The 14,522-nt window shown below is 43.6% G+C and carries 11 protein-coding genes; all 11 read left to right on the top strand.

The annotated features are described in order from the left end of the window. Positions 1 to 7 precede the first annotated feature (7 nt). The 11 genes from ACZ45G_RS14550 to ACZ45G_RS14500 all read left to right on the top strand — a co-directional run bounded on the left by ACZ45G_RS14550 (position 8) and on the right by ACZ45G_RS14500 (position 14,517). Entirely contained in the window at positions 8 to 1,114 is a 1,107-nt protein-coding gene (locus ACZ45G_RS14550) for a type VI secretion system protein IglI family protein (RefSeq protein ID WP_464179336.1), read from the top strand. A gap of 18 nt (positions 1,115 to 1,132) precedes the next feature. Further along, the gene (locus tag ACZ45G_RS14545) at positions 1,133 to 1,639 is read left to right on the top strand and encodes a hypothetical protein (RefSeq protein ID WP_464179334.1); all 507 of its coding nucleotides are present in this window, start codon (positions 1,133 to 1,135) and stop codon (positions 1,637 to 1,639) included. A gap of 37 nt (positions 1,640 to 1,676) precedes the next feature. Beyond that, complete coding sequence (locus ACZ45G_RS14540; RefSeq protein ID WP_464179332.1) at positions 1,677 to 3,284, top strand: hypothetical protein; 1,608 nt, start codon at positions 1,677 to 1,679, stop codon at positions 3,282 to 3,284. Between the two features lie 35 nt (positions 3,285 to 3,319). Continuing rightward, positions 3,320 to 5,914, top strand: a complete 2,595-nt coding sequence (locus ACZ45G_RS14535; RefSeq protein ID WP_464179330.1) for an ATP-dependent Clp protease ATP-binding subunit — start codon at positions 3,320 to 3,322, stop codon at positions 5,912 to 5,914. A gap of 24 nt (positions 5,915 to 5,938) precedes the next feature. Further along, positions 5,939 to 6,235 carry a hypothetical protein gene (locus ACZ45G_RS14530; protein ID WP_464179329.1) on the top strand — a complete coding sequence of 99 codons (297 nt, stop codon included), beginning with the start codon at positions 5,939 to 5,941 and terminating at the stop codon, positions 6,233 to 6,235. Then, positions 6,189 to 9,542 carry a hypothetical protein gene (locus ACZ45G_RS14525; RefSeq protein WP_464179327.1) on the top strand — a complete coding sequence of 1,118 codons (3,354 nt, stop codon included), beginning with the start codon at positions 6,189 to 6,191 and terminating at the stop codon, positions 9,540 to 9,542. Before ACZ45G_RS14530 ends, ACZ45G_RS14525 begins: the two co-directional genes overlap by 47 nt. A 17-nt stretch (positions 9,543 to 9,559) precedes the next feature. After that, positions 9,560 to 10,009 carry a hypothetical protein gene (locus ACZ45G_RS14520; protein WP_464179325.1) on the top strand — a complete coding sequence of 150 codons (450 nt, stop codon included), beginning with the start codon at positions 9,560 to 9,562 and terminating at the stop codon, positions 10,007 to 10,009. 22 nt (positions 10,010 to 10,031) lie between these two features. Beyond that, positions 10,032 to 11,753: a hypothetical protein gene (locus ACZ45G_RS14515; protein WP_464179323.1), complete on the top strand. Its 1,722-nt coding sequence runs from the start codon at positions 10,032 to 10,034 to the stop codon at positions 11,751 to 11,753. 43 nt (positions 11,754 to 11,796) lie between these two features. Further along, positions 11,797 to 12,321: a type VI secretion system contractile sheath small subunit gene (tssB, locus tag ACZ45G_RS14510; RefSeq protein WP_464179321.1), complete on the top strand. Its 525-nt coding sequence runs from the start codon at positions 11,797 to 11,799 to the stop codon at positions 12,319 to 12,321. 70 nt (positions 12,322 to 12,391) lie between these two features. Further along, positions 12,392 to 13,900: a type VI secretion system contractile sheath large subunit gene (gene tssC / locus ACZ45G_RS14505; protein ID WP_464179319.1), complete on the top strand. Its 1,509-nt coding sequence runs from the start codon at positions 12,392 to 12,394 to the stop codon at positions 13,898 to 13,900. Positions 13,901 to 13,944: 44 nt separating this feature from the next. Further along, entirely contained in the window at positions 13,945 to 14,517 is a 573-nt protein-coding gene (locus ACZ45G_RS14500; RefSeq protein WP_464179317.1) for a hypothetical protein, read from the top strand. Positions 14,518 to 14,522 lie beyond the last annotated feature (5 nt).

Raw genomic sequence — 14,522 nt, 5'->3', positions numbered from 1 at the left:
ATATATTTTGGATTTAGAACTACTGAACACTAAATTCAAGGTGAGTAAAGATCCTGGATTGGATACCCTTGATTCAAGATTCTCAGATATTGCTGGCATGGTTCAGGAAGGCAATTTTTCCAATGCTGCAGTACAGGCCCAAAAAATACTCCAAGACGAAATTTATGATATTCGCATTATTTGTTATTATCTCTATGGTTTTTTCGATGAAGTCGGACCGGGTTCATTAAAAGATATTTTTCATATCCTGGGAAAGATTTTTTGTGAAAACTGGGAAGCCGTCGGACCGTTAAAAAATCGGACAAACCATTCAAAAAACAGCTTGAACTGGCTTTTGAAAAAGATCAATAAGATTCTTGAAAGTGAAGAGAAAAGAAAAGGAGAAAAATGGCAGTCCTGGCAGGATAACACCCCTCCGGAGAATGTCCGGGAGGCGTTGGACACAATTCAGGCCCTTGGACAGGACATGGAAGCTGTTCTTGAAAAACAGGCATCCACCGTGGTTGACAGATTGGCCAAGGTAACGGCATGGCTTGACTCTTTTTACCGCCTGATTTATCGGGAACCTGTGAACGAAAAAGTTATAGAATCAAATATTGAAGATTCCGATGAACTGGAGATTCAAGAGGAGAGCCCTCCCATTGAAATCGAATCTAAACCCGCTCCCCAAAAAGTACCCTTTTTAAAAGGAGAATATGATTTGGCAAATGGATCGGAATCATACCATCTGCAATTACTTTTAAAAAAAATGGGTGCCTTTGAACAGCTTCTCGCGGAAAATAAAACCACAGGAGCTGCCCTGGTCGCAACCGATATTAACCAGATAATTAATAATTTTGATCCTCAACTTTATTTTCCCCGTTTTTTCTCAACATTTACCCGTCTGTTCGCAATGAACACAGAACAATTACTTGCCTTTGATGGCTGCCGTGACACCGCCGCATGGAAGTCCGTGGAAAAATTGTACCAGATCGATATGCAAAGTTTTTTAGATATGGACAATGGGTTTCATTTCAAAGACCCGGATTCATTCCAAGGAGATGGGCAGAATGATTCCACCGAAAGCTTTGAAGATGGTGAACCTGATTATAATGACGATGGGGAAAACTATTAAGCATCAAAAAAATGAGGTATGGGGAATATGAATTGCAAGGGCTGCGGTAAAACTATTTTCAAAAATGATTGCAAAAAAGTGGCTGACTGGACATTTTGCCTTGATTGTTTTGACGCTCTTATGAACCCTACTGAACAAAAAATTGAACCTGGAGAACCTCAGCTTCTGGACAAAAAAGAGTCCTTGGAACATAAAACAACTGCCAATACCTGCAAAATATGCGAGAAAAAAATTGATAAAGGAAAGGAAAAAAAACTGGGCATCTGGACCCTTTGTGAATCTTGCCATGCCGAGTTGACGTTTAAAGCCCCCAAAAAGCCAATGTCTGACCAGGATGAAACCCAAGACCCTATAGTAGAGGATACACAAGAAGAAGAAAGAAAGGAGCGGGAAAGAATAAAGGGCAACAAGACAATTCACTGCAGTCGTTGCGGCAGAACGATACTGGCAGTTGCAGCCAAAACGGATGGTGACAATGCGCTTTGTCCGGACTGTTTTTATAATGAACCAAATGGAAACTTATAATCATATAATATATATATAACTCAACAGAGGCCTGAATATGTTTTCTGAGTCATTGGAAATAAAACTTTCGCTTCAGATTAACAATAAAAAATTTGATATCGCCGGCGGCAACATCAAATTTTGTGAACTGAACCTGGATGCCTTCGGGTTTGAGGGGAAGGCAGGGTTTGGATTGTTTTCAGACGATTCAAAGGACGAACTGTTTTCTTCCTTTGTCACCCAGGACCTTATACGTGTCCAGCTCTCTGTCAATCGTGTCCATGCGCTTCGGGAAAAAACCGTTGAGCCCTTGGACATACAGGCCCATGTCACCCAAAAATCTGTCCGGGAGTCCGTTTACAAGGGAGTGAAAAAAGAACCGGTTATAGAGCGCACCTATGAAATCTCTTTTCAGGATGCGCCGGCGGTCCTATGGAAACAGCATTTTCCGGTCAAATTGTATACGGATAAAAAAATTTTTGATGTTCTCAAAGACCAGGTTGTTGAGGATATCTCTTTGGATATGGAGGAGTCGATTCAAGGAGAGATCCAGGAGATGATTTTTCTGGGCCTTGAGAAAAAACCCTATAATGCCTCTTTTTACGATTTTCTGATCTGGTATGTTCATTCTCGCAACATCGTCTTTTTTTATGATTACACGGATGCGACCATTAAATTATCGGACAAAAAGCTTGCTTTAAAATCCGTTGCGGTTTTCCGTCCCGTTGATGTGGCGGATATTCATACATTTTTTTCCGAATCTTTTCGGTATAACACCAGAATTCTCAATGTTCACTCGGAAAAATACCAGGAAATAGAAATATCACAGGACCAGGCAATCCCCGGACTTTTTCAGGACATTGTCATGCGAACCGCCCTTAAAAATGAGCTGGATGATAAAAAAAAGCTGGAAACCGCAAAACTTGAAAATCCTCTGGAAAAAATTGAGATAACCATGGATGCGTTTCCCTCTAAAAACTGCACCATTGGAACCATGGTAAAATTTGAAAAGGAACACTGGGGGAAACACACTCTATTGTCCGATAAAAATTTCCGAGTCTTTAAGATAAAACTATCAGCCCATGCCCGGGAACAGGCTTTGGATGAACACTATAATGCAAAGCATGCTGCCTATGGCGTGGAGATCAACATTGGATTGGAGCTTGAAGACAATCTCCAGGTTCATTTGCCGCCCTTTGTGACCCCAAAATATCCGGTCATGGTAGAAGGCAAGGTTGTGAGCGAATCAGGAGAAGACTCAGATAAAACCTATCAGATCTATACCCATGAAGAAACCTCCCAGGACAATTACACGGTGCATGTTCCCCTATGGGATCTGAATGTCAAAGCACCGTTTCTACCTGGGATTAACACCGGCCATTTTTATTTTCCGGCATTTAAACATGCCAGGGTAATTCTATCTTTGTATTTTAACCAGGCAGAAATTAAAAGTTTTCTGGATTGGGGAGAGGGATCCAGGCTTCCCATGGAAACCCAGGGGAATCATCTTTTGTTCGGTAAAAATGAGTCGAGTAAAACATCCATGAAATATCTGTATACCGAGGGTAAACCCGTGTTTACTATCCAACGGACCTCGGAAAAGGAAACAGAAATGATAAAGATGGAGGAGGAATCCATCATCCTCCAGACAAAGGACGATGAATAACAATTTAATGCCCCGTAAACAAATGGAGATTTGCTGTGATTATTGAAAATTTTTCAATCCTGGCACAAGGTGTCATTGAGAATGCCTGTCGCCTGGCTGTAAAGAATGAACATCAAAATGTAACCCCCTGGCACCTGCTTTTCAGCATCATCGATGAAAAACAGGGACCGGCAGATCCTCTGTTCAAAACAGCAAATATTGATATAGATCTTGTCAAAACAAAAATCAATAACCACCTGCTGACACTTCCCAAGGCCGTTTCCGATGCCCAGGAAACGCCCATGAACCGGGATCTTGAAAAAATATTTATTGTTGCTGAAGAGGCTGTGGATGCTTCCGGTGATAAATATATCGGCATCCATCATATTTTGCTGGGCACCCTTGAAAACCAGGCCATTATGGAGGTGTTCCAGGAGGTCGGTACCAGCAAAGATGAATTGAGCACAATCTTAAAAGAAGCAGGACCAGGATTTGGGACCGGAAAAAATTTTGGGGAATTTGAATATTTAAACACCTACACCACAGATTTAACTGCCCTGGCAAGACAGGGCAAGTTTGACCCCATCATCGGCAGAGATAATGATATCGGGCTGATTGTACAGGTACTGAGCCGCCGGATTAAAAGCAACCCCGTCATTATCGGCGAACCCGGTGTGGGCAAGACCGCCATTGTCGAAGGGCTTGCCCAGAGAATTGTCAATGGGGATGTCCCCAAGGACCTTGAACAGACAGCCATCCTCGCCCTTGACATGGGGCAGCTTCTGGCGGGTGCAAAATTTCGGGGAGAATTTGAAGAACGCTTCAAACGGGTGATCCAGGAAATTTCTGATGCTGGTAATATTATCTTGTATATTGATGAACTCCATATGATTGTAGGGGCCGGCGGAGGATCGGAAGGTGCCATGGATGCGGCAAATCTTTTAAAACCGGCGCTGTCAAGGGGAGAGATTCGGTGCATGGGTTCCACCACATTGGAGGAATATAGAAAATATATTGAAAAAGACACGGCACTGATGAGACGGTTTCAGGTCGTCATGGTTGCCGAGCCGACCATTGAGGAGACCCTTACCATACTGCGCGGGATAAAGGAAAAATATGAGATATACCACGGTGTCCAGATCCTGGATGCTGCTCTTTCATCGGCCGCTCTTTTTTCCCACCGGTATATCACCGACCGTTTTTTACCGGACAAGGCCATTGATCTCATCGACCAGGCCGCGGCAACCGTTCGCATAGAGCTTGCTTCAAAACCCAAAGAGATCGAAGAGATCGACCGTAAGATCGTTCAGTATAAAATTGAACTTCGGGCCATTGAAAATGAAACCGGGGAAAAAATAATCGCTCAGTCGGAACAGACAAAAATTTTGCTGAAAGAACTGGAACAGGAAAGCACCCTTCTTACCCAGAAGTGGGAAGCGGAAAAAAATGCGGTGACAGATGTCCAGGATGCACAAAAACGACTGAAAAATGCAAGAAAAGAACTTGAACTGAAAATCAAAGATGAAGATTTCTCCCGGGTTGCAGAACTTCAGTACAAGGTGATTCCGGAATGTGAAAAAGTTATGGAAAAATATACAGACGTGGACATGTCTGATGCAAAATTTATCAAAAGAGCCATCACGGATCAGGATATTGCCCTTGCTGTATCAAAGCTCACCGGCATACCGGTTTCCAAAATGATGGATGAAGAAAAAGATCGTCTGATTAATCTTGAGACCCATCTGCAAAAAAGGGTGAAGGGCCAGGATGCTGCCATTGAAGTGATTGCCAAAGCCGTTCGCCGGGCAAGGGCAGGGGTCCAGGATGCCGAACGTCCCCTGGCTTCATTTTTGATACTCGGTCCCACGGGTGTGGGCAAGACCGAGCTTGCCAAGACCCTGGCTGAGTTCATGTTCAATGATGAACGCTCCCTCATTCGTTTTGATATGAGTGAATTTATGGAAAAACATTCTGCGGCACGGCTGGTGGGAGCGCCTCCGGGGTATGTGGGATATGATGAAGGCGGTCTCCTCACCAATAAGGTCAGAAGAAAACCCTATTCGGTTATTTTGTTTGATGAAGTTGAAAAAGCTCATCCGGATGTGTTCAACCTTTTTCTTCAGCTGTTTGACGACGGCAGGCTCACGGACAGCCATGGCCAGGTGATTAATTTTACCAATACCATCATTCTTATGACCTCGAATCTCGGGTCGGCAAACATAAAACCGGTTGAAAATGAAGAAGAAGCAAAGCTTATGAACGAAGGCATAATGGAGGCTGTCAGAGGCCACTTTCGCCCGGAATTTTTAAACAGGCTGGATGATATCCTCGTATTTGAACAATTGACAATGGCGGTAATGAAACCCATTGTGGAAATCCAATTGGGCCGTTTGAAAAAACTGCTTGCCGACAAACAGATTCAAATTGAGGTGGATGATGAGGTGAAAGAATTGCTTGCCCGGGAAGGATTTAATCCTCTCTACGGAGCTCGACCTTTAAAACGTCTCATCCAGACCCGTATTCAGGATCTGCTTGCTGAAAAGATTATCCAGGAGGAAATCAAAGAGGGAAATACGGTTTTTGTGACCACCCATGAAAACGAAATCATCATCCGGACAGATGAGGTTTCAGACATGGAAGTAAACCTTTAATAAAGAGATTGAATCCCGGATGAATTGGATAAAAAAAATATTTGCAAGTCCCTATCTGAAGATGCCTTCGATCAGCTGGACATTCATCGCCTTTTTGATAGCGGTTTGTTTATTGGTCCTGTTGATATTCTTAATTATCAAACGAAGGAAACAAACAGCATCACCATCACCTCAGATACAGCAGCCCCAAGAAGCGGTTGTAACGCCGGCAAGCCTTGTAACCATATGGAAAATATTTTTAAAGAATATTCCGGCCCAGTTCAGAAGATCCATTATGATGTACCAGCCTTATATCGTCATGGGAGAGGCCGGGACGGGTAAAAGCAGCCTCATCGACGGTTATTCGGACTGGAAAAACCAGGCCAACCAGTTTTATCCCAGTTATACCCAGGATCCCATGCTGCAGATTTTTCTAGGGTCCAGGATTATTGTTCAGGAAATACCGGCTGCCCTGCTCCATGACACATCGACACTGACCCGCAAGGCGTTGGTGAACCTGTGGAAGCGCTTTAAAAAGAAAAAAGACCTGGCGGTTGTCATTACCATAAAGGCAGATGCGCTGGTAAACGGTGACCCGGAATCGCTCAAAGAACAGGCACAAATGATTCGCGGAAAAATCAATGTTCTGTCCCGGATTTTAAAACAGCCTGTGAACCTGAAGATAGCGTTGACCTTCATGAATCAGATGCCAGGTTTTTCTGAATTTTCCGATTTTATGCACAACAACAACCTTCCCTTTGAATTGGAGATTAAAAATCAGCATGAGCTCAATGATTTAGAAAACCGTATCAAACCCTATGAAGAATTTCTTTCAAATGCCCTGGTTTCTCAATCCTCAGAAGAATATTTGAAAATAGTTTCCTTTTGTCACAATGCCCCGGTTATGCTATCGGGTTTAACCCGATTTCTCGGCATATTGACAGACGCCAATTCCCTATCCTCATCTCCTGTCATCAACCGCATATTTTTCACGGCAGACAGCCTCAATACAGAAAAACCCCTTTCCAATCCTTTTAAACCAAGGGTTTCCATAAAAAAAGTTCGCAGCTATCATCCCCTGAAAAAACATCAGATTGCTGCTGCTGCATTGACAATTACCGGCCTTGGCTTTCTGTTGTTTTCCTATCATTATGAGAACACTCATTTCACAAAGATCATGAGTAACCTTGAAAAAATCGACACCACCCTGATTCAAATAGATCAGACAGATTCAAATACCCATGATCAGCTGGGAGACCTTCTGGATAATCTTGGAAACGAATCGAAAAAAATCTTAAGCACCCGGTTTATAGTCGATTTTTTCCCCGATGCCCAAAATAAAATCGATGTACAGGTCATTAAAACAAGAAATCGACTAAAGGAAAAAATTATTCAAACTGTTCTGAGGCCTGAGCTGATACCGCTTGCGATTCAAAATGATGCCCAGAAAAAAAACCTGTTGATCCTTGGGCTCATATATGCCTCCAATTCAAATACACTGGGCATCCTGATCAAGGATCATATGGATTTTTGGGTTACCCGGTGTAATCTTTCCCGGCCTATAATTGAAGGGTACCTCTCTTTGGGTGACACCTCCTGGAACAAGGTGATCCCGCCCAAGGGTTTTGTGGAAAAACCGCAATACAATACCAATCGCAAAGAGCGTTCCTGGCTCTTGTTTTTGAGAAATATTGAAAAATTACAAACACAGTCTTTTGTGAGTTCAAAAACCCTTTTAAGGCTTCAAAAAGAGGCCATAAAACTCATTGATGAATTGGATAATTCCATAGAGGCTGACTGGTTTGATACCCTTAGAGGACTTCTTGCCTCAGAAAGCATACTCGGTGACCAACTTGCCCAAAACAGCAAAACATCAGACAAACAAGAGTATAAGGCCTTTAAAAAATTTCTTGATTATTTTTGGCAATTAAAACTGGATCCCAATGAGATCGACACCATCAATCTGGAACAATTGTTTGAAAATCTGGGGCTAATGATGGAATTATCCCCCATGGAAACACTGGATTTCAATTTTACAATCGACAATAAATCATTTTATTTTAATTCCAATGAACTCAATAACCTGATCACAAAAAGCAGTATGGTCCTCTTGCTCAAAAAATTTATATCCTATTACAGCCGGTATCCCGGCACTTCATTTTTCCAACCGGATTTCGAATATGATAATATGGTGGTGGGAATCTCTACGGACAATAATTTTTATTTTTCAAACAAAGGAACCCTGGATGGAAAATATACCAAAAAATCCTATGAACGGGATGTCATGCCTGTTCTCAAAGAACTGCCGAGGTTACTGGAAAAACTGCCAATAAATAAAGCGGAGAAAACCCAGTTCTCAAATTTTATGTTCCGGGAAGTTGACGCCTATACCCGCAAGTATATGGACAGCTACAAGACGTATTATAAAGGCTTTAAAATAGATGCAGATTCCGTGGGCGAACTCAGATATATCCTCACCCAGATGACACTTCCCCTGGGTCAGTTTCAAGAATTTTTAATGGTTCTCAATGATAACCTGGCACTTGAATATGGCGATAATTCCTATTTTGACCTGATCAAATCCAAACTCAGGCCTTTGGGGTTTATTCCGCTGCTGATGCAGGAGCAAAAAGATCAATTTCCGGAACTGGAAAAATACAAGGCCCTGTTAAGGCAACTCCTTGATGATCTTCTTTCCAGTGAACCCGTTGCGGTAAAAACAGAGGGTGACAGCCTTGTTATTTTAAAAGCCATGCTGCCGGCCGAAGCAAGAATCAGTCTGGATATTTTTATGGATGGACCGGATTCATATTTAAAAATGATTGAAAAATGGGGGGCCAGTGTCGGTATTCCTGAACAATGGCTTTATCCGTTCACCGCACCTGTTTTCCAGGCCTATCTTTTGGGACAGCAAAAAATAGAAACCATTATCGATCGAGAATGGGAAAAGGTTGAAAATACCTATATCAGCCCCATCATCGATAAATTTCCTTTTGATCCCCATGCTCAAGCGCCTGTAACACCGGAAGAATTAAAAGGTCTGGCCTATCCCACCGGTGAATTTTGGAATAAATTTACAACGGTTATTGCCCCCCTGTGTAAACAAGACCTGGATGGAATTTGGCAGGCGAGAAAATTTGCTAAAACATCCCTTAAATACCCTTCCCATATGTTTGAAACGGTGAATTATATTTCATCCCTTTCCAAAATTTTCTTCAATGGGAAAGGGGAGCCCCAGCCATTAATATTTGAAATTGAGCCCCAGCCATTGCCCCTGGCAGAGAAAAGCCTGATGTATGTGGTTCTTTCCTATCTTCGGTCTGGGCAAACCACGGTGTTTGGGTTTAACCAGCAGCCCACCTGGCACCCCTTCCGTCTTGAGTGGTGGAAGCAAGATAGCGCATCGGTGGGGGTTGAATTTATGGAAGATAAAGAAAAGGCCGGTAAAATTTTTGGCAATATTGCCGTGCCCAATTCCTATTGGAGTTTTTACAGGCTCCTTGGCAAGGCAGATACGCCTGAACCCCTAACCTATATGTGGGATATTGAAAGCCCGGGAGAGATCCAATGGCAGCGGGCCATCTCTTTTTCCATCAAAAAAGACCCCTGGACTATATTTCAAGCAACGCCACTTAAGGAAAAAAGATAAAAAACAGGATGACAACAATGATATTTAGGGAAAAAACCATACAAACAAAGACCATCGGCTTCTGGATTTTTCTGCTGGTTTTCACGCTTTTCTTTTTTAGCTGCGGCGGGAAAAAACCAGTGCTGAAACTCACCGTAACCGCAGATGAAACTGCTAACAAGGGGCAACCGGTATATCTGGTGGTCCGCACGGTTAACTCAAACGATTTTGTTACCCAGGACTATCAAAGTATAGCAGGGATGGTCATGCTGAACCCGCCGGATGAAACCATCATATCCACCAACCTGATTTTACCCGGCAAAAAAACAAAAATCGAATTTGACAAACCAGACAATAGATCCATCGCGGTTTACTGCATGTTTACCGATCCCGCCCAATGGAAGGTGTTCATGCAAAAGCCCCTGGAAAAAAAATACAAACTTATCCTGGAGGACAATAGTCTCTTTTTAAAGGGAATGCCCCGTTAAGGGGTAAACAGGTGGTTTGATTATGGAGAAACACGCAACGCTTGCTTTGATGAAAAAAAGTCTGGATCTTGAAAGATTCGATCCCCCTGAAAAAATCGAATGGCTTGAAAATAGCTATGATGGGGAGTCAGACTTCTGGCCTGAGCTGTGCAAACAGCAGGACAGCTTGTTGGGTAATACCGGGAAAAGTCGCCCCTTCAAGCAGTATGATTTCTTTTATGACCTGATCACCCGCAATTGCAAGCGGGAGACCCCGGCCTTCATCTGGTATGATCCTGTGAATCACTGGAAAAAGGTATCCTATCAGACACTGGGTGAAAGGGCAGAATTAATCTCAAATCATTGGCGCAATTCAGGTGTGCTGCCGGGTGTTACCCTCTGTATTATAAAACAATTCGGGATAGGTTACCTGGAAACGCTTCTGGCTGGTTTGCGAACCGGGGTGGTCCTTTCTTTTATTATGCCCGAAGGAAAGAGTTTGATCGACAAAAAGCTGGAAGCGCTTCAACCGGATTATATCAGTACAGATCCTATGTATCATCCGCTTTTATCCAGCTGGCAGGAAAAAATATTAATTGATGAAAATATTATAGGAAAAATCGACACAAAAATTCCATCCCATACCTACATGGCCGGCGAGGTGGTTGCCAGGCTTTTTGATCCCATGTGCCAGGATATGTTTACACCCAAAACGGTTTTATCCGATCTTTTTTATCTGTCCGGGATCAGGGACGGCCTTGTCGGGTTAGGCTTAAGTCCAGGGAATATATTTGCCGCACCCGGATTTAACACAGGTTTGACACAGCCTTCGTTTATTTTTTCTGTGCTGCTCAATGGGGCCACTTATCTTCATCTTTCCATGAAACACATTCAAAAAGATCCTGATTTGTTGACCATTTACCCTTTAAAAGTATTGGGTGTCATTTCAGCACTGCGGGATATCCTCATAGCCAGCCCTGCCCGGCGGGTAAGAATATGGGACTCATGGTTCAGGGATCCCTCGGACGCTTGTGACATGCATGTATGGGAGCTGTTTATCAAAAAACTTGAACTTACAGATATCCCGGCCGGGTGCATGATGTGGAATACTGCCATGGGCGGCTGCCTGCTGTTTTCAAGAAAACGAAGGGGACAGGCCCTTCAGAATGTAACCCCCATGCCCGGCAGAAAATGGCAGCTGGCCATGACGGAAGATGATACCACCCAGGCCCTGGGAGATCTTGGCCTTTTTTGTGTCAATGCCTTCCTGAAAGGGGATGAGGAATCCTACCTGCCAACCCCCTGTATCCTGGCCCAAACCTATCTTGAAAATCTGTTTGTTGGATTTAATCTATCCACAAGAAAAGGCATGTATTATCCCAAGGAACTGGTTGCTAAGATTGTCCAAACAATGACGGTATGCTGTGGAACGGTGGTGGTGGAAATCCTGACCTTGGGAGGAACAGCCTCCAAATTTCACCTGCTGGTGTTTACCGGTAATGGACAGACCATCGACCCTGCTGCTGTTATCAAGGAGATTCACCAGGCCATTACATCAAAAATAGGGAAAAAGTTTTTTGTGGATGATATCAGACTATTTCCACTTTTTCCCCGGCGCACAGAAGAGAACCATATGGACGAAGACTGGTGCGTTTCACAATACTTAACCGGCAGACTTAAAAGCAAATCAAAAAATGACCTTTTTTTAGGTCTGTCCCGAATGCGGGAGCTTGCGCTAGGCCCGCATAATGATAAAAACAATTAAACCCGATAGAAAGATGATATTTAACTCATAACAAGGAGGCAATATGGCTATTCAGGATGAGATACCCAAATCGAGGTTGACCCTGAGATACAAAACGGAAGTGAACGGTCAGCCCGAAGATCTGACCCTTCCCATGAGATTTCTGGTGACCGGTGATTTTTCCCAGGGGTCTTCCAAGGATCGGAAAACTGATTTAGAAGAAAGAGATACCCGTAACATGGATGGAAAAAATACCGATGCCATCATGAAAGATATGGGAATATCCCTTGATTTTTCCGTGTCCAACAAAATCAATCCGGACACGGATGAGGATATGCAGGTTCATCTACCCTTTGACAGCATGAAATCTTTTTCACCGGATCAGGTGGCAAAAAATGTTCCGAAAATAAAGGGGCTCTTGATGCTCAAAGAACTTTTACAAGAAGTGGTATCCAATGTGGACAATAGAAAAGGCTATAGAAAACTTCTAGGCGAACTCATGGGAAATGAAGAGGCTTTAAAAAAGATGATGGAAGAGCTCAAAGATTTTGAAAGCTTTAAATTACCTGCTGCAAAATCCGGGCAGTAATCAACCAGGGTCAGTAATTAAACCTAGGCCTTAAGGATACCAGCAATTTTAAAAAAAAGGAGTAACACATATGGCTGATACTGATCAAAAAACTGTTGAAACAACAACAGCGGAAGACACCATTGACCTGAAGCGGTTCTTGTCAAGCATGCGGCTCAAGACCGATGCCAGTGAACCCATGCCCATGATCAAGGACGGTCTTGAAACCATTGTCGAGGATGTCAGTGAAGAAAACCGATTCATCTCGGGCATGGCTGCACTCTTGTACAATGTGGACACAAGTTCCGGTCGTCTGGACAAGGGCAGCGTTTTTGAAGTGATTGCCCGCATTGATACCATGGTCAATGACCAGATAAATGAAATCATCCACAATGAAAAATTCAAGGAGCTTGAATCCAATTGGAACTCGTTGAACCAGATGATATTGACCACCAATTTCAAGGCCGATGTCATGATCGATATTCTGGACGTGACAAAGGATGAACTTTTTGATGACTTTGAAAGCAATGCCGTGGATATCACCGGTAGTGCCCTGTTTCAAAAGGTATACATCGCCGAGTATGATCAATACGGGGGAAAACCCCTGGGATCCATTCTCGGGCTTTATGAGTTTGAACACACGCCGGATGACGAATTCTGGCTCAGGATCATGGGAAAAATTTCAGCGGCAAGCCATGCGCCTTTCATCGGTTCTGTATCCCCTAAATTTTTCGGATGCAACTCCATCCAGGAACTTGAGGCCATCAAGGACCTTGAAGGATTGATGAACCATCCCAAATACGGTTCCTGGAATAAACTCAGGGAATCAGAAGAAGCCGCCTATATCGGACTCACCCTGCCCAGATATATTGCAAGACTGCCCTATGATCCGGAAACAAATCCCTGCCGGGAAATCAATTTTTCAGAGGCGGTCTCCGGGGACAATGACCAGGACTATCTGTGGGGAAGTGCCTCCATGCTGTTTGCACAGAACATGGTCAAATCCTTTGAAACTTCAGGGTGGTGCCAATACCTGAGGGGACCCAAGGGCGGTGGATTGGTCAGCGGACTGCCGGTCCACATGTTCAACATCCGAGGGGAAGATGAAATGAAGGTGCCGGTGGAGCTTGTCATTCCTGATTTCAGGGAACTGGAATTTGCCAACTCCGGGTTCATCCCCTTGATTTACCGCAAGGGAACTGCTGATGCATGCTTTTTCAGTGCCCAGTCCATCAAGAAACCCAAAAAATTCAAGGATCCCAAGGACAGTGAAAATTCACAATTGGTCACCAACCTGTCCTATACCCTTTCCATCACAAGGATTGCCCACTATCTCAAGTGTATCATGCGGGACAATATCGGAAGCTCTGCCGATGCCGCCTACATTCAAAACAGCATTGACAACTGGATCTCAAAATATGTGACCACGGTGGTCAATCCCGATGACTTGACACTCAAGTATTATCCGTTCAAGGCATATTCGGTCAATGTGGTGGAACGTGAAGGCATGATCGGGTGGTATGACTGTGCCGTGTCCATCCTGCCCCATATCCAGTTTGAAGGCATGGATGTGGAACTGAGGCTGGATGCCCGTTTATAAAAATCAGATATTTTTTTAATAACTCATAAGTTAGGAGAGCCAAAATGCCAGCAACCAATTATTTTTGTAATGTTGACCAGGGGTTTAATTTTTATCCAGATGCCCAGGATTACATCGGGCACATCGCCGCACTAAAGGTCGCAGGAAAAGAAATTAAGGCAGATTTAGAGGTGACCAATCCCGAAGATATTACCGGGGACAATGTTAAAGTTGCCGGTGTCATGTCCGGCATCAACTGGGAGGGTGGGATTGCCGACCCCATTGATCTCACTTGCCAGGTCTCTGTTACCAACAAACAAGAACTGATGATTCTTCAGCACAGTGATTTGAGTGATACCACCGTGGAATTTCAGTTCAAGGTATTTGAGTATGACCCCATCAAGAAAAAATATTTTCCCGCCTTCCACACCGATGACAAGGATGTGAAAGGGCTCATTGCAAAATCCGGCTCGGAGCTCCATTTGAGTATTGACCAGGATCAGTCAACAGAGGTGATGAATCCCCTTAATTTTACATTGTCTCTGGGCGTCATGCCAAAGGAAGAAAAACAAGATATCCACATGGCCGTTTCTGTGGATGGCAAATTTGTAAAAAGCTGGGGCATTACAGTCGGATAAAAATA

This window comes from Desulfoconvexum algidum, from assembly GCF_055382125.1.
This window is presented reverse-complemented; position numbering and strand designations above follow the sequence as displayed.